This is a genomic window from Brachybacterium sp. P6-10-X1, assembly GCF_001969445.1.
Taxonomy (GTDB): Bacteria; Actinomycetota; Actinomycetes; order Actinomycetales; family Dermabacteraceae; genus Brachybacterium.
Window position 1 is genome coordinate 2241366 of the sequence record NZ_CP017297.1, and the last position, 19097, is coordinate 2260462.

General features: G+C 71.0%; 18 protein-coding genes. 6 read left to right on the plus strand and 12 right to left on the minus strand.

Annotated elements, in window-relative coordinates:
* Positions 1-37: 37 nt before the first annotated feature.
* On the minus strand, positions 38-2104 hold the full coding sequence (locus BH708_RS10255) for an ABC transporter ATP-binding protein (RefSeq protein WP_076808477.1): 2067 nt from the start codon (positions 2102-2104) through the stop codon (positions 38-40).
* Positions 2104-3840: an ABC transporter ATP-binding protein gene (locus BH708_RS10260; protein ID WP_076808478.1), complete on the minus strand. Its 1737-nt coding sequence runs from the start codon at positions 3838-3840 to the stop codon at positions 2104-2106. The genes BH708_RS10255 and BH708_RS10260 overlap by 1 nt, the downstream gene beginning before the upstream one ends.
* Positions 3841-4165: 325 nt before the next feature.
* Between BH708_RS10260 and BH708_RS10265 the strand changes: the two genes are divergently transcribed.
* Positions 4166-4882: a DUF6318 family protein gene (locus BH708_RS10265; protein WP_076811121.1), complete on the plus strand. Its 717-nt coding sequence runs from the start codon at positions 4166-4168 to the stop codon at positions 4880-4882.
* Positions 4883-5533: 651 nt separating this feature from the next.
* Entirely contained in the window at positions 5534-6169 is a 636-nt protein-coding gene (locus BH708_RS10270) for a hypothetical protein (protein ID WP_253705300.1), read from the plus strand.
* 294 nt (positions 6170-6463) lie between these two features.
* On the opposite strand, the gene BH708_RS10275 is transcribed toward BH708_RS10270, so the two are convergent.
* From BH708_RS10275 to BH708_RS10305, 7 genes are all read right to left on the minus strand, one after another.
* Entirely contained in the window at positions 6464-7498 is a 1035-nt protein-coding gene (locus BH708_RS10275; protein WP_076808480.1) for a class I SAM-dependent methyltransferase, read from the minus strand.
* Positions 7499-7628: 130 nt separating this feature from the next.
* Positions 7629-8033: a hypothetical protein gene (locus BH708_RS10280; RefSeq protein WP_076808481.1), complete on the minus strand. Its 405-nt coding sequence runs from the start codon at positions 8031-8033 to the stop codon at positions 7629-7631.
* A gap of 5 nt (positions 8034-8038) precedes the next feature.
* Positions 8039-9916: an ABC transporter ATP-binding protein gene (locus BH708_RS10285; protein ID WP_083713473.1), complete on the minus strand. Its 1878-nt coding sequence runs from the start codon at positions 9914-9916 to the stop codon at positions 8039-8041.
* Positions 9913-12165 (minus strand): ABC transporter ATP-binding protein, encoded by a 2253-nt coding sequence (locus BH708_RS10290; RefSeq protein ID WP_076808482.1) that lies wholly within the window; start codon positions 12163-12165, stop codon positions 9913-9915. The genes BH708_RS10285 and BH708_RS10290 overlap by 4 nt, the downstream gene beginning before the upstream one ends.
* Positions 12162-12671 carry a DUF456 domain-containing protein gene (locus BH708_RS10295; RefSeq protein ID WP_076808483.1) on the minus strand — a complete coding sequence of 170 codons (510 nt, stop codon included), beginning with the start codon at positions 12669-12671 and terminating at the stop codon, positions 12162-12164. The genes BH708_RS10290 and BH708_RS10295 overlap by 4 nt, the downstream gene beginning before the upstream one ends.
* A gap of 217 nt (positions 12672-12888) precedes the next feature.
* Positions 12889-13215 carry a branched-chain amino acid transporter permease gene (locus BH708_RS10300; RefSeq protein ID WP_076808484.1) on the minus strand — a complete coding sequence of 109 codons (327 nt, stop codon included), beginning with the start codon at positions 13213-13215 and terminating at the stop codon, positions 12889-12891.
* Positions 13208-14182 (minus strand): AzlC family ABC transporter permease, encoded by a 975-nt coding sequence (locus BH708_RS10305; protein WP_253705301.1) that lies wholly within the window; start codon positions 14180-14182, stop codon positions 13208-13210. Before BH708_RS10305 ends, BH708_RS10300 begins: the two co-directional genes overlap by 8 nt.
* A 73-nt stretch (positions 14183-14255) precedes the next feature.
* Here BH708_RS10305 and BH708_RS10310 point away from each other — a divergent pair, with 73 nt between their 5' ends.
* Complete coding sequence (locus tag BH708_RS10310) at positions 14256-14747, plus strand: Lrp/AsnC family transcriptional regulator (protein WP_076808485.1); 492 nt, start codon at positions 14256-14258, stop codon at positions 14745-14747.
* Here BH708_RS10310 and BH708_RS10315 read toward each other — a convergent pair.
* Together BH708_RS10315 and BH708_RS10320 are read right to left on the minus strand one after the other, a co-directional pair.
* Positions 14686-15228, minus strand: a complete 543-nt coding sequence (locus tag BH708_RS10315; RefSeq protein WP_076808486.1) for a hypothetical protein — start codon at positions 15226-15228, stop codon at positions 14686-14688. The genes BH708_RS10310 and BH708_RS10315 overlap by 62 nt on opposite strands.
* 67 nt (positions 15229-15295) lie before the next feature.
* Entirely contained in the window at positions 15296-15916 is a 621-nt protein-coding gene (locus BH708_RS10320) for an N-acetyltransferase (protein ID WP_076808487.1), read from the minus strand.
* A 252-nt stretch (positions 15917-16168) separates the two neighbouring features.
* On the opposite strand from BH708_RS10320, the gene BH708_RS20005 reads away from it, so the two are divergent.
* Genes BH708_RS20005 through BH708_RS10335 form a run of 3 tightly spaced genes read left to right on the plus strand, consistent with a single transcriptional unit; the run spans position 16169 to position 17980 of the window.
* Entirely contained in the window at positions 16169-16858 is a 690-nt protein-coding gene (locus BH708_RS20005; RefSeq protein WP_172805753.1) for a TetR/AcrR family transcriptional regulator, read from the plus strand.
* Between the two features lie 10 nt (positions 16859-16868).
* Positions 16869-17537, plus strand: coding sequence for a VanZ family protein (locus BH708_RS10330; RefSeq protein WP_076808488.1), 669 nt, complete (start codon positions 16869-16871; stop codon positions 17535-17537).
* Positions 17538-17545: 8 nt separating this feature from the next.
* Complete coding sequence (locus BH708_RS10335) at positions 17546-17980, plus strand: hypothetical protein (protein WP_157235856.1); 435 nt, start codon at positions 17546-17548, stop codon at positions 17978-17980.
* Between the two features lie 154 nt (positions 17981-18134).
* Here the strand turns inward: BH708_RS10335 and BH708_RS10340 are convergent, their stop codons facing one another.
* Positions 18135-19088, minus strand: coding sequence for a beta-ketoacyl-ACP synthase III (locus tag BH708_RS10340; protein WP_076808490.1), 954 nt, complete (start codon positions 19086-19088; stop codon positions 18135-18137).
* Positions 19089-19097 lie beyond the last annotated feature (9 nt).

Genomic DNA, 19097 nt, shown 5'->3' on the forward strand with positions numbered 1-19097 from the left:
AACCGTCGGCGCAGCCCGGAACGATCGGCGCACCGCCTCATCCCTCTCCGAGCGCGATCGAGCCCGTCGTCGTCGGGACCTCGGCCGCCGCACCGCGCCCGGCCAGCTCCTCCTCCAGCTCGATGTCCACCGCGGCCCCCTCGAACTGCGAGCGGTACAGCCGGGCGTACGCCCCGTCGGCGGCCAGCAACTGCTCGTGGGTGCCCTGCTCGACGATGTCCCCGGCCTCCATCACCAGGATCAGGTCGGCGTCGCGGATGGTCGAGAGCCGGTGGGCGATGACGAAGGAGGTCCGCCCCGCGCGCAGCCGGTTCATCGCGTTCTGGACCAGCACCTCGGTGCGCGTGTCCACACTGGACGTGGCCTCGTCGAGGATCAGCAGGTTCGGCCGGGCCAGGAAGGCGCGGGCGATGGTCATCAGCTGCTTCTCGCCCGCGGAGAGGGAGGACTCGTCGTCGTCGACCACCGTGTCGTACCCCTCGGGCAGCTGCCGGGCGAAGTCGTCCACGTGGGTGGCCCGGGCCGCCTCGAGCACCTCCTCGTCGGACGCGTCCAAGCGGCCGTAGCGGATGTTCTCCCGCAGGGTCCCCTTGAACAGCCAGGTGTCCTGGAGGACCATCCCGGTGCGCTCGCGCAGCTGGGCGCGGGTGAGGTCGCGGATGTCGATCCCGTCGATCGTGATCCGGCCGCCGTCGACCTCGTAGAACCGCATCACCAGGTTGACCAGCGTGGTCTTGCCGGCGCCCGTCGGCCCGACGATCGCGACCGTGTGCCCGGGGTCCGCGACCAGGGACAGATCCCGGATCAGCTCGCGCTCGGGGGTGTAGGAGAAGCGCACGTGCTCGAACTCGACGCGGCCCTCGCGGATGCCGGCGGCGGCGGTGTCGACCGTGGTCTCCGCCTCCTGCTCCTCGGCGTCCAGCAGCTCGAAGACGCGCTCGGCGCTGGCCACGCCGGACTGCAGCATGGTGGCCATCGACGCGATCTGCGACAACGGCTGGGTGAACTGGCGGGAGTACTGGATGAAGGCCTGGACGTCGCCGAGGGTGAGCTGACCGGAGACGATCCGCAGGCCACCCACGATCGCCACCGCCACGTAGGACAGGTTCCCCACGAACATCATCAGCGGCATGATCAGCGAGGAGACGAACTGGGCGCCGAAGCTGGCCTTGAACAGGTTCTCGTTGCGCTCCTCGAAGCGCTCGGCGATCTGTTCGCGGCGGCCGAAGACGGTCACCAGGGCGTGACCGGTGTAGGCCTCCTCGACCTCGGAGTTGACCACGCCCGTGGCGTCCCACTGCTGGGCGAACAGCTTCTGCGCCTTGGAGCCGACGATGCCGGTGACCACGACCGCCACGGGGATCACGGCGAGCGCGATCAGCGACAGCTGCCAGGAGATGGTCAGCATCATCACCAGGACGCCGAGCACCGTGAGGATCGCGTTCACCAATCCGGTGACCGTGTTCATCAGGGTGTTCTGGAGGTTGTCGATGTCGTTGGTGACGCGCGAGAGGATCTCGCCGCGCTTCATCCGATCGAAGTACGCCAGCGGCAGCCGGTGCAGCTTCTCCTCGACCTCGCGGCGCAGGCGGTACACGATGCGGTAGATGACCCGGTTCAGGGCGACGCCCTGCAGCCACATCAGCAGCGCGGAGCCGATGAAGAGGCCGACGGCCAGGGCAAGGGTCTGGTGCAGCGCCGTGAAGTCGATGCCCTGTCCGGGCGTCAGGGTCATCCCCGAGAGCATCTCGGCGAACTGCTCCTGGCCGCGGGAGCGGATCTGGTCGATCACCTCGTCGGGGTCGGTGCCGGCGGGAAGATTCTTGGAGATGACGCCGGTGAAGATGATGTCCGTGGCGTGGCCCAGGATCCGGGGGCCGACGACGCTGAGCGCCACGGAGACCACGCCGATGAGGACCGAGAGGACCATGAACTTGGCCTCCGGTCCGATCTCCCGGACCAGCCGCTTGGTCGAGGGCCAGAAATTCTTGGCGCTCTGCCCGGGCCGCAGGCCGCGCTCGGCATCCTTCTCGCTGGCGATCTCGGCGGCCGTCGACGCCTCGTCGCCCGCGAGCTCGTGCTTCTTCTCGTCGGGAGCAGTCATCAGGCCACCTCCTCCTCGACGCCCTGGGAGCGGACGATCTCCTGGTAGGTCTCCGAGCTCTCCAGGAGCTGGAGGTGCGTGCCCTGGTCGACGATCCGACCGTTGTCGAGCACCAGGATCAGGTCCGCGTTCGTGATGGTGGTGACGCGCTGGGCGACGATCAGCATCAGCGCATCACGGGTCTCGGGGACCAGCGCCGCACGCAGCTTCGCGTCGGTGGTGAGGTCCAGCGCGCTGAAGGAGTCGTCGAACAGGTACAGCGACGGCTTCGCCGCCAGCGCCCGGGCGATGCACAGCCGCTGCCGCTGCCCACCGGAGACGTTCGTGCCGCCCTGCGCGATCGTGGACTCGAGCTCGGTGGGCATCGCGGCCACGAAGTCACGGCCCTGGGCGACGGTCAGCGCGTGCCACAGCTGCTGATCGTCGGCCGACGGATCGCCGAAGCGGAGGTTCGAGGCGATGGTGCCGGAGAACAGGTAGGGCCGCTGCGGGACCAGGCCCACCGCGTCCCAGAGCACACGGGCGTCGAGGTCGCGCACGTCATGGCCGTTCAGCAGCACCCGGCCCTCGCTGGCATCCATCAGTCGCGGCACCAGGTTGATCAGCGTGGTCTTGCCGGCTCCGGTGCCGCCGATGATCGCCACCGTCTGACCGGCGCGAGCGGAGAAGGAGATGTTCTCCAGCACCGGGCGCTCGGCGCCGGGATAGGTGAAGGAGACGTCCTGGAAGGTCAGCTCGACCGGGCCCTCGAGATCGCGGACGCCGTCGGTGCGCTGGTGGACGCTGGTCTCCGTCTCCAGCACCGCGGAGATACGCTCGGCCGAGACCATCGCGCGAGGGATCATCATGGTCATGAAGGTCGCCATCATGACGGCGATGAGGATCTGCATCAGGTAGGCGATGAACGCGGTGATGGAGCCGACCTCCATCTGCCCGGCCTCGATGCGGGGCGCGGCCACCAGCAGCACCAGCACGCTGGAGACGTTCAGCACGATCATGATGATCGGCTGGATGAGGATCATCAGCAGCCCGATGCGACGGTTCAGATCCGTGAGCTGGTCGTTGACCACGCCGTAGCGCTCGCGCTCGCGGTCCTCCCGCACGAAGGCGCGCAGCACGCGGATACCGGTGATCTGCTCGCGCAGCACCCCGTTGATGTCGTCGATCTTCCCCTGCATCTGCTTGAACAGCGGGGCCGCGCGGAAGATCAGGGTGCCGACGGCGGCGAGCATGATCGGCACCATCACCGCGATCAGCCAGGCCATGCCCGGCTCCACCCGCAGCGCCATCACGACGCCGCCGATCCCGGTCACCGGAGCCTGCACCAGCATGTTCAGCGAGAAGAAGACCAGCATCTGCACCTGCTGGACGTCATTGGTGGAGCGGGTGATCAGTGAGGGGGTGCCGAACTCGCTGAGTTCCTTCGGGGAGAACGTCCCGACCCGGGAGAAGACGCTCGAGCGCAGGTCCTTGCCCACCCGCATCGCCGAACGAGCGGCGAAGAAGTTCGCCACCACAAGTGCGATGATGTTGCCGAAGGAGATCAGCAGCATCAGCAGGCCGAGATCCCAGATCACCGAGATGTCGGCCTTCGCGACACCGTCGTCGATGATGTCCGCGTTCAGGGTGGGCAGATACAGCGCCGCCAGCACGCCCACGATCTGGAACACCACCACCAGGGCGATCCAGAATCGGTAGGGCTTCACGGCGCTCAGCGCGAGTCGCAGCAGGGTCACGGAACTCCTTCGTCATCGGCACGGGACAGGACCGGACAGAGCCGGACTGCGCGCCCTGCGAAGTCTAGGCCTCGGACCCGACGATCGGCATCAGACTTCCGTCGGTCCACCGATCGGGGGTGCCGGTGATGCCGGTGAGGTGTGGGGCGGTGATGTGCCCGGCGCCGGGCTCGGGGGCTCGCCGGCTCGGGGACTCCGGTACGTGCGCGCCGCCTGCTCGGGCGCTCTCGTGGTCGGGACGTGCTCCTGGTCGGGCCGCCCTCGGGCGTGATGCCCCCGACGTCCTCTCCCGGGGGGTGGAGGTGCGTCGTCTACCGTGGGCCGCGTGAATCGACCTGTCCAACGCATCATCATCGCCGTGCTCGCGCTCGTGCTGGTGGTCCCGATCGGCGTGATCGGGCTCGGATCCGTGCTCGGGCCCGACGACGAACAGCAGCAGGCGACGGGGAACCCCGACGCCTCGGCGAACCCGGACAACCGGCCGACGGTCGATCCCGCCGATCAGCCGCCGCGCCCCGACCTGCCCCGCCCCGACGAGCCCGCGGGGCTGACGAAGCAGACCCCGGAGGGCGCCGAAGCGACGCTGACGTATCTGCTGGAGTCCTACAGCTACATGATGAGCAGCGGGGACACCTCCGTGTGGGAGGACTCCGTCGATCCCGCGTGCCGAGTGTGCTCGACGTTCCTCGACAACGCCCAGCTGTTGTCCGACCAGGGCGGCTACCTGGTCGATGGCGACTTCGAGGTGCGCTCGACGAGCTTCGAGGGCACCGGGGAGCCGCCCGCCACCGGCGAGGTCGTCGCGGACTTCACGCAGGAAGCCAGCATCCTGGTCGATGATCCGTCTCTGCAGGCCAGCCAGCTCCAGCCGGTCTCCGGTCAGCTGGTCGCGCAGATCGCCTGGGACGGCGACCGCTGGCGCGTGACCGACATGAGCATCGCCCCCGAGGGAGGTGGCGCCCCCTCGGACGGGGGCAGCGCTGGTGGCGCCGGCGGCGCGTCGAACTCCGGCGGAGCCTCCGACGGCGGCGCCGCAGGGTGAGCATCCCCGTCCTCGCAACGGGCCTCCGGCACAGGGGACGCCGCGGGCCGACCCCTCCACTACCCAGCCACCCTGCTCACCCACCGTGTCATTCCCGCGGCTCCCGCCGTCCACCGTTGCGTTCACGGCGCTCTCAATCGCTCAGAGCGCCAACTGTGCACCGTTGGAACGAACGAGCTCGCGCGCGGTCTGTCGCACGGACCCTGCCGGCTCGGCGTTCGAGATTGCCGCGCCTTCACGTCGGGTTCGGCGAAAGCCTGCCCTGATCTGGTCATTGTGGACAACTCTCAGCGGCTCCATGAACCGAGCCAAGCTGTCCTCATGATCCGTCGCCCCGCCGACCTTCCCTCGACCCTTCCGTGGCCGGTCTTCACCCGCGCTGAAGCACTGCGCGCCGGCCTCTCGCCGGATCGGATGCGTCGGTCGGACCTCGTGCGAGTGCGCCGAGGAATGTACGCGCTGCACGGCGTGGCGTTCAGGGAGACGGACGTCGCTGCGGCGCTGTGCCGGAACGACCCGGACATTGTGATCGTGGGGCTCTCCGCCGCACGACTCCTCACCATCCCTATGCCTTTCGACCTCGAGAGGTGGAGCCGCCACACACCCGTCCATGTCGCCACACGTGGCTCGCGAGGACGCTCCGATCCCACGGTGACCTGGCACGATCTCACCGTGACACCGGAAGAAGTCCAACGCTCGACCTACCGGCTGCCCGGGGGCGGACACACATCCCGGTTGTTGATGACCACCCGGGCGCGCACCTGGCGTGATCTGGCCCGCCACCTCTCGCTGCCTGACCTGATCGCGGCCGGTGATCATCTTGTCCGCATCCCTCGCCCCGACTTCGAAGGCAGGAAGCGCCCCTGGTGCAGCCCGGCCACGCTGCGCTCTGTGGCAACCGGCAGATATGCCCGGAAGCTCCGGGCGGCGGCCACCGATGTCCGCATCGGTGCGGACTCCCCCAAGGAGACGATGTTGCGACTCGCGTTCATCGCTGCTGGGCTGCCGGAGCCGCAGATCAACGTCCCGCTCATCGGTGCGGACGGGGTCAGGCGGCACTCGCCCGATCTCCAGTGGCAGGACTTCGGCGTATGCGTCGAGTACGAGGGCGAACGACACAACGACGAGGAGCAGATCCAACGCGACATCCGCCGTGCCCGGGGAGTGAAAGCGGCAGGATGCGTCGAGATCCGCCTCTACAAGAACGATCTCTCCGATGAATGCGCGGAGGCGGTACGGATGGTCCGCGCAGAGCTCATCGAGCGGGGCTGGCGACCGAGCACCTGAACCGGCGTCGATGCTGCTGCGCGACGAGGCGGTGCTCACCGTTGCGTACATGGCGCTCCGACTTCCCACCGTTGCGTACGTGGTGCTTTCAGGTACTCAAAACACCATGTGCGCAACGGCGGACGGTACTCGTTCGTGTTCCCGGGGCATCTTCCGGACTGGCCGGGCCCCGGAGCATGATCGGCTCCTCCTCATCGACAGCGCGGTCAGGTCGACGACTAGGGAGCGCCGGTCGCGGGCTGGACGTCCCGCCCGCAAACCAGGGAGCGCCGGTCGCGGGGCTGGACGTCCCGGTCATGAAGCGAGGTTCGGGGCGAAGGCCCCTCCCGTGGCCACCCGGTAGAGGAACCAATTGGTGCGATATGGGACGCCGACGAGGCTGCCGCGGGCGTGGCCGAGATGCTCGTGCAGGTACCAGTCGAGGTTCGCGAGCACCTTCGCGCGGCGCTCCTCGGAAGCGGTGATGACGTAGCTGCGGGTGCGGGCGAGGTCGATGACGTCCTGCGTGCGCATCGGGTCCTCCCACCGGTGCACGGCCCGGTCGGTGAGCTCCAGCCCGGCTTCGACGGTGGGGAGGAAATCCTCGCGGTGGATGTCGCCGGCGTGCATGATCCGGGAGAGCCGGTGCACCCATGGGATCGTCACGTCGAGCATGTTCCACACCAGCGCCAGCACGCCGCCCGGCGCCAACAGGCGCGTGACCTCGGCCGACGCCGCCGGCGCGTCGAACCAGTGCCAGGCCTGCGCGACGGTGATCAGTTCGGCGGAGCCGGCGGGGAGGCCCGTCGACTCGGCGGGGGCGAGGTGAGTGGTGAGGGTCGGGGCCGCTGAGGCCGAGGCCGTGTGGGCCGGGGCCATTGGGGTCGAGGCTGTGTGGGCCGGGGCCCCATGAGTCGGCGTGCCGGTGGCGAGGGCCCCGCCGGCTAGGGCCTCGCCGACCGTGGCCCCGCCGGCCGAGGCGGGGTGCTCGCCGTCCGGCGCCGACGGGACGCGGCGCAGGGCGGTCTCGAGCATGGCGGCGCTGGTGTCCACCGCCGTGACGTCGAGACCGCGGCCGACGAGCGCCCAGGAGAGCTTCCCGGTGCCGGCCCCGAGATCGATCGCGCGCACCGCACCGCCGTCCGGTCCCGACGGGACCTGCTCGAGAACCGCGTCGATCACGGCATCGGGGTAGCGGGGACGCAGGCGGTCGTAGTCCTCGCCCTGCTCCTGGAAGGCATCGGCGAGCGCTCCCTTGCGCGCGGCGCTCGCGAAACGGGGCTCCGCGCGCGAGGAGATCGGGGGCACGGGAGGGTGCAGGGAGTCAAGAGAGGTCGACGGGTCGGGCACGGAAGCATCGTAGGCTCCGCGTCGGCGCGCTGCGACGCCGGCCGAGGGCGCCGGAGTGCCGGGCCCGGTCGCCCACGTCGCCCCCGGCGTCCGGAGGTCGCCACCAGCTTCGGCACGCAGCATCCGGTCGTCAGTACGTGGGCACCGGCACCTCGGTGGCGAGCAGCATCGCGAGCGTCGCGAGCAGGATCGCCGCACCGGGACAGAGCAGCACCCGGGCACGGGCACCGCGTCGGCGCAGGAGCCCCCACCCGCCGAGCACGAGCCCGACGAGAGCCAGGAGGAACGCGAGTCCGGAGACGGCGGTGAACGCCAGCGTGGGCGTGTTCCAGTCGTGGTGCTCCGTGGCCTCCGCGGCCCCCTCCGGCGGCGGGAGGTCATAGGTGACGCGTGCGGTCAGGACGATGAGCACGGTGAGCAGCGCCGACCACACGGCGCCCACGGCGCTGAGCAGCACGGCCGCTACCCCGATCGACGTGCGGGCGCTGCCGCGTCCGCTCCGTGCGTCGTCCGCCCCCGTCCCCGGAGCGTCCATGGGCGTCACCGCGAGGCCCGGTGGGCCACCCAGGACCGGTGCAGGCCCGCGTAGATGCCGCCGTCGAGCTCGACCAGCTCGTCGTGGGTGCCGTGCTCGACCAGGTCGCCGTGGTCGAGCACCATGATGCGGTCCGCGCGCTCGGCGGTGGACAGCCGGTGGGCGATGGTGATCGTGGTGCGACCGCGGGCGAGGCCGTCGATGGCCTGCTGGAGGCGCACATCGGCCGCGGGGTCGACGGCGCTGGTCGCCTCGTCGAGCACGATCACATCGGGGTCGGCGAGGTAGGCGCGGGCCAGCGCCACCAGCTGCCGCTCCCCCGCGCTGAGGGACTCGCCGCGCTGGCCGACCGGGGTGTCCAGCCCCTCGGGCAGCTCGTCGGCCCAGGTGCCGAGACCCAGTTCGTCCAGCGCCCGGCGCATGTCCTCACCCGTCGCCTCCGGCCTGCCGTAGAGGAGATTGCCGGCGACGGTGGTGTCGAAGAGGAAGCCCTCCTGCGGCACCATGATCACGCGCGAGCGCAGGGACGAGTACGGGATCAGGTGCAGCGGGATCCCGCCGATGAGCAGCTCGCCGCCGGCAGGGTCCATCATGCGGGTCAGCAGCTTGGCGAAGGTGGTCTTGCCGCTGCCGGTCTCCCCGACGATCGCGATGCGGCTGCGGGCGGGGAGGTCGACGCTGATGCCGTGCAACACCTCCGGCCCGGTCGGGTAGGAGTAGCGCAGGTCGCGGATCTCGATGTCCAGCAGACCCTCCGGCAGCGCCGTCGCACCGGGCACGGGCGCGGAGCGGATGCCGGTCTGGGGGTCGAGGGCACCACCGGGGTCCGCGACGTCGGCCGGGGTGTCGAGCACGCCGAGCACACGACGCCAGCCGGCCACCGCGTTCTGGGCCTGCATCAGCATCTCGATGCCCATCCGGACGGGCTGGCTGAACAGGGAGACCAGGAAGACGAAGGCGATCACGCCACCGGCGGTGAGGTCCGCACCGGGCAGCGAGATCCCCAGCACCTCGGTGCCCAGCAGGATCCCGATCACGACCACCACGGCGGTGGCCAGACCGTCGGCCGTCTCCGAGAGGAAGAAGGAGGCGGACTGCGGTTTCAGCACGGAGAACTGGGCGTCGCGCACGTCGCGGACACGGTCGGTCTGGGTGCGACGGGTACGGGCCTCGATGCCGTAGGCGCGCACGGTGGCGGAGCCGACCAAGGATTCCGAGACGGCGCCGAGCATGCGGCCGACCTCGGCCCGCACCTGCTGGAACCGCGCCCGGATGCGACGCTGCAGCGTCCCCATGACCAGCAGGATCGGCAGGTAGCAGATCCACACGACGACCGCCAGCGGCCAGGAGTAGAACACCATCACGACGGTGGCGAGCACGAGCTGCATGCTCATCACCACCAGCATGATGCCGCCGAAGCTCATGAACTGGCTGACGGTGTCGACGTCGCTGGTCACGCGGGAGACCAGGGCCCCGCGCTGCTCGGTGCCCTGGGTGAGCAGGGACAGGTCGTGGATGTGGCGGAAGGCGCGCTTGCGCAGGGTGGCGAGCGACGTCTCGGCGAGACGGAACAATCGCCGGTTCATGACGATGTTGGCGAGCGCGCAGACCAGCAGCACGAGCGCGGCCAGGCCTGCGGCACCGGCGACGAAGGCGATGTTCGGGGTCTCGGGCGCGATGATGCCGCGGTCGAGGATGGCCTGGACCGCGATCGGCACCACCACCTTGCCGGCGGTGGCGATGACGGCGAGCAGGATCGTGATCCACAGGCCCCGCAGCGCGTCGGGCGTCAGCGCGAGGCCACGGCGGACCGTGTGCAGGGCCGACTCGTCGGCGGTGGTCTCGCTGCCCAGGCGGGAGGAGTCGCGGGTGGGTGCGGTCATCGGTCCTCCTCCCGGTCGGGGCCGGAGCGGTCGGGGCCGGAGCGGTCGGGGTCGGCGCTGTCGGGGTCGGCGCTGTCGGGGCCGGCACGGACGTGGTCGGCGCGATCACCGTCGGCCCAGCTCTCCTCGCAGTCCTCGGCCATCGCCGTGTCGTCCTCGTGGCGCAAGCGGCTGGTGCCGTGGCGCTCCACGGCGTCGGCGACGGTGCGAGCACGCTGGGCGGGAACGGCGACCGACGGATCGGGACCGTCGCTGGGCGGAGGACCCGAGGATTCCAGCAGGTTGTGGCTGATCGCGGCCTCGTCGTACGCGTCGACCAGGAAGCGGTAGCCCTCGCTGCGTCCACGCAGCTCCTCGTGGGTCCCGGATCCGGCGACGCGGCCGTGGTCGAGGAAGACGACCTGGTCGGCCAGGGAGATGGTGGATTTGCGGTAGGCGATCAGCAGCAGGGTGGAGGAGGTCATCTCGCGGCGGATCCCGTCGAGGATCGCCAGCTCCACGCTGGGATCGCAGGCGCTGGTGGCGTCGTCGAGGATCAGCAGACGCGGTCGACGGGCCAGCGCCCGGGCCAGAGCGATGCGCTGTCGCTGACCGCCGGAGAGCGAGCCGCCGCGCTCGCCCAGCTCGGTGTCCAGCCCCTCGGGCAGGGCGTCGACGAAGGTCTCGGCCTGAGCGATGCGCAGCGCCCAGCGCACCGTGTCCTCGTCGATGTCGTCGCCGAGGGTGACGTTCCAGCGCACGGTCTCGTCGAAGACGAAGGCCTGCTGCAGCACGAGGGCGACGTCGGCGGTCAGCGCGTCGGCCGTGAGCGAGCGCAGGTCCGCACCGTCCAGGCGCACCGCGCCGGAGGTGGGATGGACGAGCCCGGCGGTGAGCAGGGCGAGCGTGGACTTCCCGGAGCCGGTGGCGCCGACGACGGCGAGCACGCGGGTGCCGGCGGTGGGATCAGCGCGCAGGCTGACCTCGCTCAGCGCCTCGGAGGTGCGCACGTGGTCCCCGACGTCCGCACCCTGCCCCAGGATGACCTGCGCGGGGTCGTCGCGGTAGACGAAAGTGGCCTCGTCCAGGGTGAGCACGCCCGGCCCCTCGGGCAGCGGATCGGGGCCGTAGCCGCGCTCCTCGGTGACGTCGAGGATCTGCTGGACGCGGCCGCCGCCGACGACGGTGCGGGAGAGGTCGCCCAGTACCCAGCCGAAGGAGCGGATCGGCAGCGCCATCAGCGTGAACAGGTAGGAGACCTCGACCAGCTGCCCCGTGGTCAGGTGGCCGTCGCCGATCCGCCAGGCGCCGAGCACCGCGACCGCGAGGATGCCCAGGTTGGGCAGGGCGTCGATCAGCGGGTCGAACCAGCCACGGACGTAGCCGAAGCGGATGCCGGCCTCGCGCAGGTCGTCGGCGGCACGGTCGAACCGCTTCTCCTCGACGTCCTCGCGGCCCAGGGACTTGACCACGTTCGCCCCGTCGAAGGACTCGTGGGCGATCTCGGCGACCTCGGCGCGCAGCTGCTGGGAGCGCACGGCGATCGGGGTCGCGAATCGCTGCAGCAGCACGTTGAGGATGATCAGCAGCACGATCAGCGCGAGCATGACCAGCAGGATCACCGGGTCGATGCGGGCCACGACCACCGTGGCATACGCCAGCATCACGATCGTGGACAGCGCGAAGGGGAAGGGCGCCATCGCGAAGAAGGTGGCCTCGACGTCGGCGTAGACCGAGCTCAGCAGCGTGCCGGTGGACTGGCGGCGGTGCCACAGCAGCGGCACCTTGGCGTACACCGCGGCGAGTCGCTCCCGGTACAGGCCGAACAGCTCGAACTGGGCGGCGGCGGCGAACACGCGGCGGGCCATCACGCTGACGGCGCGGACCACGGCGATGCCGAGGATGGCCAGGCCGCCGGCGAGGACCAGGCCCAGCTCCGGGGCGCCGCCGGCGAAGGAGGGCACGATGACGTCCTCGGTGACGCGGCCGATGATCGCGGAGGTCGCGATCTGCAGCAGCGCGAAGGCGGTGGCGCCGAGCACCGCCAGGATGAACCAGGTGCGCTGTTCCCACGAGCCCTTCAGCAGGCGCTTGAGGCCCGGGACCAGCACGGCGGGATGCTGGCGGTCCAGATTCGAGATCGGCCGCTCGGGACCGGCCGACGGGGTGGGGTCGCCGGTGGTGCGGGCCGAGGGGTCGGCCGTGGTGGTCGCGCCGGTCCTGCCGGTCGCGGTGCGGGGGCTGTCGGGGCGCGGGGTCGGGGCGGTCATGCCGTGACGAAATGGGTGACGACAGCGACCGCGAACACGATCGTGGACGCCATGGCGAGCGAGAACTCGATCAGGATTCCCAGGCCCAGCGCCTTCATGGCGATCCACGCGGAGCTCAAGCCCTTCTTCGCGTCCTTCTTCCGCAGCGCCTCGGCGATGTACAGCCCGATGACGAACCCGATCGGCAGGCCCAGGAAAGGGATCACGAAGATGCCGATGATGCCGCTGGCGATCCCGACGTAGATCGGCCACATCGGCACCTCGGCGCGGTGCAGGGTGCGGCCGGTGAGGACGTAGCTCGTGGTCATGCCGATCGCACCGAGGACCAGGATGATCCCGAACGCCACCCAGGAGGTCCAGCCGCCGATCACGATCGCCCAGATCAGCGTCGCGATCACCAGCGTGATGGTGCCGGGCAGCACGGGCACGATGATCCCGACCAGGCCGACGATGTACGCCAGACCGACCAGCACGGTCACGATGATCTGGACGGTGAGGGAGTCCACGGGTCCTCCGGGAGAAGCAGGGATGGGGCGCTGACGGCCGACGGGCAAGCGCTGTACCGGGCCTGGACCATCCTATCGGCGCGCACCCGCACGCGGTGAACCGGTCAAGGAGTCACGCGTCCCCACGTCCCGATCGGGTCCGACGGAGCACCGCCGGCCCCACGAGCCGCACCCCGCCCGGTCGCGCCCCGGCTCGAGCCGCCCGGGCCCCGCGGCGTCAGACCAGATTCACCAGGGCGACGAAGGTCAGGGTGCCCAGGCCCACGCTGATCAGGGTTCGCCGACCGCCCAGCAGATGCGCCGCGACGGTCACGGCGGTCGCGGCGACGGCGGGGACGATCCGGTCGGGTTCGGCGTCGATCGAGGTGCGCAGGGTCGAGACGGTGAGGATCGCGAGGATCCCCACCGGCATCCACACGGCCATCACGCCGACGAACCAGGAGTCCCGCAGGGGGCCGAGGATCGCGAAGGGCGCGGCCCGCAGGGCGAAGGTGATGCCCAGTCCGATCACCATGACGGCCAGGAAGTACCAGGTCTCAGGCATTGCCGGCTCCGGTGCCGCTGGCTCCCGAGCTTCCGGCGCCGGCGCCGCTGGCTCCTGCGCTGCCGGCTCCGGTATCGCTCTCTCGGGTATCGCTGTCTCCCGCAGAGACCGACGCCTTCCGCGCAGTGAGCAGGCAGCGCAGCACGAGCAGGGCCACGAACCCCAGCAGGCCGACGAACAGCGCCGAGTCCGGGACCAGCACCAGGGCGAGGCCGAGCGCCAGGCCGGCCAGCACCACGGAGGGGATCTCGCGGCGGGACCGACAGGCGTCCAGGGTGAGGGTGATGAACAGGGCGCAGAGCGCGAACTCGAGGCCCTCGATCCGGGTGGGCAGCACCGAGGCGATCGCGACGCCGACGAGGCCGCCTCCCACCCAGTAGCTCTGGAAGGCCAGCTGCATCGCGACCAGGCGTGCCCCGGTCCAGGTGCCGGGGCGGGAGGCCGCGACGGCGTAGGCCTCGTCGATCAGGGCATAGACGGAGTAGAGCCGCGCGAGCGGATGGCGCACGACCCGCAGCGGGAAGGAGAAGGCGTAGAAGACGTGCCGGAAGTTCACCAGCACCGCGGTCAGGGCGATGGTCGCCAGCGGGGTCCCGGCCGCCATCAGGCCCACCAGCAGCAGCTCGACGGAGCCGGAGAACAGGAAGAGCGACAGCCCCGGGGCGACCCACCACGGCAGGCCGGTCTGGACCACGAGCAGTCCGAAGGCGATGCCGATGGGGAACATGCCCAGGCCCGCCGCGACGGAGAGACGGATGCCGGTGACGATCTCCCGGCGACGCGTCGGCGTGCCCGGGGCGCCACCGACTCCCGGCGCCCGGTCGACCCCAGCGACGCCGGGCGCACCGACGCCGCCCATCATGCCGACCCTCGGGACGTCCGACGGGAGGCCGTCGGCCGCCGGCGCGTCCCTCGCGCACGGGTCGGCGGCCGCTCCGGGCCGACGCGCGATACTCAGATCCGTCATGCTGCAATCATTCCAAGACTCGCCCGCCAGCGGGTTGCGAGATTGCGGGTCCGCGGCGGCTATGATGCAACAGATGAGCTTGGATGACGTCGATCGCGCAATCATTGATCACCTGCGCGAGGACGGACGCCTGTCGAACGTCGCCCTGGCCGAGAAGGTGCACCTCACGCCGGGCCCCTGTCTGCGCCGGGTGCAGCGGTTGGAGGCGGACGGCGTGATCCTCGGGTACTCGGCGCAGGTGGACCCCGCCGCGCTGGATCAGGCCTTCGAGGTGATCCTCGATGTCGAGCTGACGGCGTATGACCGCGGCACCGTCGAGCACTTCGAGACGACGGTGGCCGCCTTCGACGAGGTCGTCGAGCTGTACCGGCTGTTCGGCGCCCCCGACTACTTCGTGCGGGTGGCCGTGAGCGATCTCGAGGCCTACGAGCACTTCCTCACCGAGCAGATCATCACCATCGCCGGGGTCGCCAAGATCTCCTCGCGATTCGCGATGAAGGTGCTCAAGAGCCAGCGGCCGGCCCGCGCTCGACCGTCCTCCGATCCACCATCGTCGCGCCGCTGATCAGACCGGACAGTCCGCGAGGATCGACCAGCAGCACCACGGCGATGGTCCCCAGCGTCACCGCGGCGGTCGCCGCACCGCTCAGCGAGGGCAGCAGGGGCAGGTGCGCGGCGGCGAAGAGATCGGCGAGACCCGGGGCGATCGCGTACACGCCGGCCACCGGCAGGGCGCGCAGCAGGCGCTGGCGGAGACTGCCCCGTCGGCCGTTCCAGGTGGGGCGGATGCCGACCAGCCGCTGGCCGGGCGAGGCCCCGCTGCCCCGGAGCGCCGGCAGCACCACGGTCACCAGCGCTCCCAGTCCGATGGCCGCCGGGCGCAGCAGCTCCGCACCGGGGACGAGCGGCGTCGGCAGCTCCCGCTCCCCGGTGGCGAGTGTCCACGTCAGCGCCACGGCGAGGACGGCGACCATGGTCAGCATCGCGGGCAGGAGGGTGATCAGCGCGTGCCGCCGACCAGGGCGAAGGGGATCTGCCAGGTCCACGTCTCGATCATGGGGCAGTCTGTCGCGGCCGGCGCAGGAAGCGGATCCACCTGGGGTCCGATCACGGTCATACCGTCGGGGGAACCGTCGCGGACCGGTCACGGTCGAGCCACATGGGCTGCAGGGCGGGGCCCTGCTCGGGCAGTCGGATCGGCTCGCCGTGGTCGCGGAATCCGTGCCGTGCGTAGAGGGAGCGGTTCTGCGGCGTGGACGCCTCCAGATGCACGGGCAGACCGAGCTCGCCCGCCCGGGCCGTTCCCGACGCGATCATCGCTCCTCCTGCCCCCTGTCCACGATGCTCCGGCAGCACGGCCATGGAGGACAGGGACAGATGCGCGGTGCTGGGCCGCCGGGCCTCGGTGGCGTCGTGGGCCGCCGCCAGGCGGCGTGCCACCGGATCATCCCCGGGCTGGGGTGCGGCCGCCTCGGAACGGCTCGTGCGCGGGATCCAGATCGAGGCGCCGATCGGCTCATCCGCGCCGGAGACGGCGAGGACCAGGGCTTCGGCCTCGATGGCCGCGGCCAGCGAGGTGTCGAACATGCTGCGCATGGACGCACGCCGCGTCGCAGGGTCGGGCAGGACCCAGGTGATCACGGCCTCGTCCGCGAACGCCGCGACGCACAGCGCCGTCACCTGGTCGAGCTCGGAGGTCATGGCGAGTCGTGTCGTGGTGGCCGGTACGGTCATGTGCGCTCCTTGCGAAGGTCGGGGTCCGGCCTTCAGGGTCACCCACCACCGGCATCCCTCTACAGTGGTTTCGTCACACGAAGCGTGCGTCGAAAGGTCGTCGTCATGAGATGCGTGGAGTGCGGGCGCCGCTGGGACGTCGTGCAACGGACCGGGCGACCGCGCCGGTACTGCTCGCGTTCGTGCCAGGCGCGGGCATACCGGCGCCGCCGCGATGAGGGACGACTGAGCGCGTCCGGGCGCCCGGCACCGGTGGCGCGGGAGTCCTCGGCGACGCTGCAGGCCGCGATCGCCCTCGCCGATGCGCACGGGATCGCGGCCGTGACGCTGCGTTCGGTCGCGGATCGGAGCGCACTGGCACTGGCGGCTGCGCAGCGCGAGCTCGGCAGTCGCGACCGGCTCGTGTCGATGATGGTCCACCACGTCCTCGCGCGGCACGCGACGACGCCGCCGCGGAGCGAAGCACCGGCCGAGGCGCTCGCTCGGCTCGCCGTCTCGGAGTGGCGCGCCTACCGCGAGCACCCCTGGCTCGTCGATGTCCTGGCCAGCACGCGCCCGCCGCTGGTTCCGGCCGTCCTCGACGCCTCCCGCGCCGCCGTCGAGGCGTTCGTCGCGATCGGCCTGGACACGGACGCCGCGTTCACGCGCTACCTGGCCTTCAGCGCCTACATCCAGGGCATGGCGCTGCTGCTGCGGACGGAGCAGCGCGAGTCAGATCTCTCCGGGACCTCGTACCGGGCCTGGTGGGCCGAGGAGGTCCGACGCCTCGACCGCAGCGGCGCGCGCCGGAAGCATCCATGGCTCAGCGAGCTCAGCGCGGGACCTGAGAAGGACTCCTTCGACGCGGACACGGCCTTCAGCGAGGGGCTCCGCGTGGTGCTCCGGGGCCTGACCTGTGTCGTCCCCGACCCACCCCTGGATCCGCTCAGCACCGACCCGTAGCGTTCCCTGCGTGAACGAGTTCCTGCGCCTGGGTGTGGTGGGGGTGGTCGGAGGCCTCGGGGTCTTCGTGATCATCCTGTCCCCCGCCGTGCTGCTGCAGCGGCACCGCTTCGGGCGGGTGCGGCCGCTGCGGCTGGTCGGCGTGGCGGCCATCTGCATCTACACGATGGCCCTGGCCGGGCTGACCGTCGCTCCCGCCTACGAGATCGCCGCGACGTGCGGCAACCGGTCCGGCGGCGAGCTGCGGCCCTATCCCTTCAACACCCTGCTGCAGCTGTTCGAGGTGCACGCCGAGGGAACCTCGCTGCCAGGCCTGCTGGTCAGCTGGCCGATTCTGCAGCTGGCGGCGAACGTCATGCTGTTCATGCCGCTGGGGGCGGTGCTGCGCGGAGTGTTCCGCCTGGAGGTGACGAATTCGCTGGCGATCGGGGTGATGCTGTCGGTGCTCATCGAGGCCACCCAGTACACCGGCGCGTGGGGGCTGTACCCCTGCGGGGTGCGGATCGCCGACATCGACGACGTGTTCGCCAACTCCCTGGGCGCTCTGCTCGGCGCGTTCTTCGCCCCTGTGCTGACCCGGCTGCGCGTGCCGCTGTTCGTCCACGAACGGCCGCTGGACGATGAGGGCCGACGGGCCCGCCCGCAGCAGGATGCCTCCGATCGGGACCCGCGGCGTTGAGGGGAGCCATGGCGAGAGCACGGATGGAGTCGAGCACTGCGGCGGGACGGCGCACGAGCCGGCGGGCCCTGCTGGCGGCGGCCGGCGTGCTCGCGGCGGGAGCCGTCACCTCCTGCGCCTCTCGCGCCGCCGACGAGCGCCAGGCCACGCAGGAGCGCCCGGTGACCTCGCCGTCCGGTGACTTCACGGCGGTGCTGCTGGCGGAAGGGGTCGAGCTGAGACCGACGATCCGCACGGTCGACGGCACCGAGGTGTGGTCCGACGACCTCGGCCACGCGAACCGGGACGTGCCCGGCGTGGTGTGGGAGCTGGGCGACGACGTGCTGTGGGTGCTCTCGACCGATCACGGCAACGCGAGCGTGCGCCGCGGCGAGGACGGGGCGTGGACGAAGACCCCCGGCAGCGAGGACATGCCGGAGGACATCGCCGAACTCGCCCGGTGACGTGAGGGGGACGCGCAGGCAGGCGCCGGTGGGACGCGACAGGCAGGCGCCGGTGGGACGCGACAGGCAGGTGTCGGTGGAGGCCCTGGCGGGCCGGGGACCGGCGGGACGCGCGGCCGGCCAGGTGGGGGTGAAACCCGTCCTGCCGCGTCGGTCAGGGCAGCCGCACGACCTGCCCCGCGTAGGAGAAACCGCCCCCGAAGCCGAGCAGCAGCGCCGTGGCCCCGGAGGGCACACGACCTGCCTCGCGCATCCGGGAGATCGCCAGCGGGATCGTGGCCGCCGAGGTGTTCCCGGAGGTGATGACGTCATCGGCGACGACGGCGTCCTCGCGCAGCCCGAGCGACGCGGCGAGCGGCTCGATCATGCGCAAGTTCGCCTGGTGCGGGACGAACACGTCGATGTCCTCCATCGTCAGGCCGGCCGCCTCGACGACCTGCTGGGCGATGCCGGGAGCTTCCCGCAGCGCCCATCCGAGCACCTGACGGCCGTCCTGGGCGAAGAATCCCCCGGGAGGGCTGATGGTCACGGCGTCCACGAGCTCCGGGACGGTGCCCCAGACGACGGGGAGGATCCCGGGCTCCTCCGCCGCACGCAGGACGACGGCGCCGGCGCCGTCGGCGGTGAGCACGCACGTGGTGCGATCGGTGAAGTCGGTGACGGCGGAGAGCTTCTCGGCGCCGATGACCAGGGTCGCGGTGGAAGCGCCGGCGCGGATCCCCTGGTCCGCGACGGCCAGGGCGTGGCCGAAACCGGAACAGGCGGCACCGATGTCGAAGGCGGCCGGCGCGGAGAGGCCGAGGGCGTGAGCGACGCGACCGGCCGTGCTCGGGGACCTCTCGTCATCGGAGCAGGTCGCGACGATCACCTGGGTGACCTCGGCCGGATCGATCCGCGCATCCGAGAGGGCGGACCGTGCGGCACGGGTCGCCATCTCGGCCACGGTCTCGGCGTCCCCGGCGATGCGGCGCTCCTGGATGCCGGTGCGGCGGCGGATCCAGTCGTCGCTGGTCTCGACCATCTTCTCGAGGTCATGATTGGTGAGGACCCGCTCGGGTCGGTGATGGCCGACGCCGATGATCGCGGAGCCGGGCGAGGTGGGATTCACGAAGGAGCC

Bases quoted from the DNA above. Each gene is read 5' to 3' on its own strand.
- BH708_RS10255 (WP_076808477.1), bottom strand. From the start codon at position 2,104: ATGACTGCTCCCGACGAGAAGAAGCACGAGCTCGCGGGCGACGAGGCG.
- BH708_RS10280 (WP_076808481.1), bottom strand. From the start codon at position 8,033: ATGGACGCTCCGGGGACGGGGGCGGACGACGCACGGAGCGGACGCGGC.
- BH708_RS10285 (WP_083713473.1), bottom strand. From the start codon at position 9,916: ATGACCGCACCCACCCGCGACTCCTCCCGCCTGGGCAGCGAGACCACC.
- BH708_RS10290 (WP_076808482.1), bottom strand. From the start codon at position 12,165: ATGACCGCCCCGACCCCGCGCCCCGACAGCCCCCGCACCGCGACCGGC.
- BH708_RS10300 (WP_076808484.1), bottom strand. From the start codon at position 13,215: ATGCCTGAGACCTGGTACTTCCTGGCCGTCATGGTGATCGGACTGGGC.
- BH708_RS10305 (WP_253705301.1), bottom strand. From the start codon at position 14,182: ATGACGGATCTGAGTATCGCGCGTCGGCCCGGAGCGGCCGCCGACCCG.
- BH708_RS10310 (WP_076808485.1), top strand. From the start codon at position 14,256: ATGAGCTTGGATGACGTCGATCGCGCAATCATTGATCACCTGCGCGAG.
- BH708_RS10320 (WP_076808487.1), bottom strand. From the start codon at position 15,916: ATGACCGTACCGGCCACCACGACACGACTCGCCATGACCTCCGAGCTC.
- BH708_RS10335 (WP_157235856.1), top strand. From the start codon at position 17,546: ATGGCGAGAGCACGGATGGAGTCGAGCACTGCGGCGGGACGGCGCACG.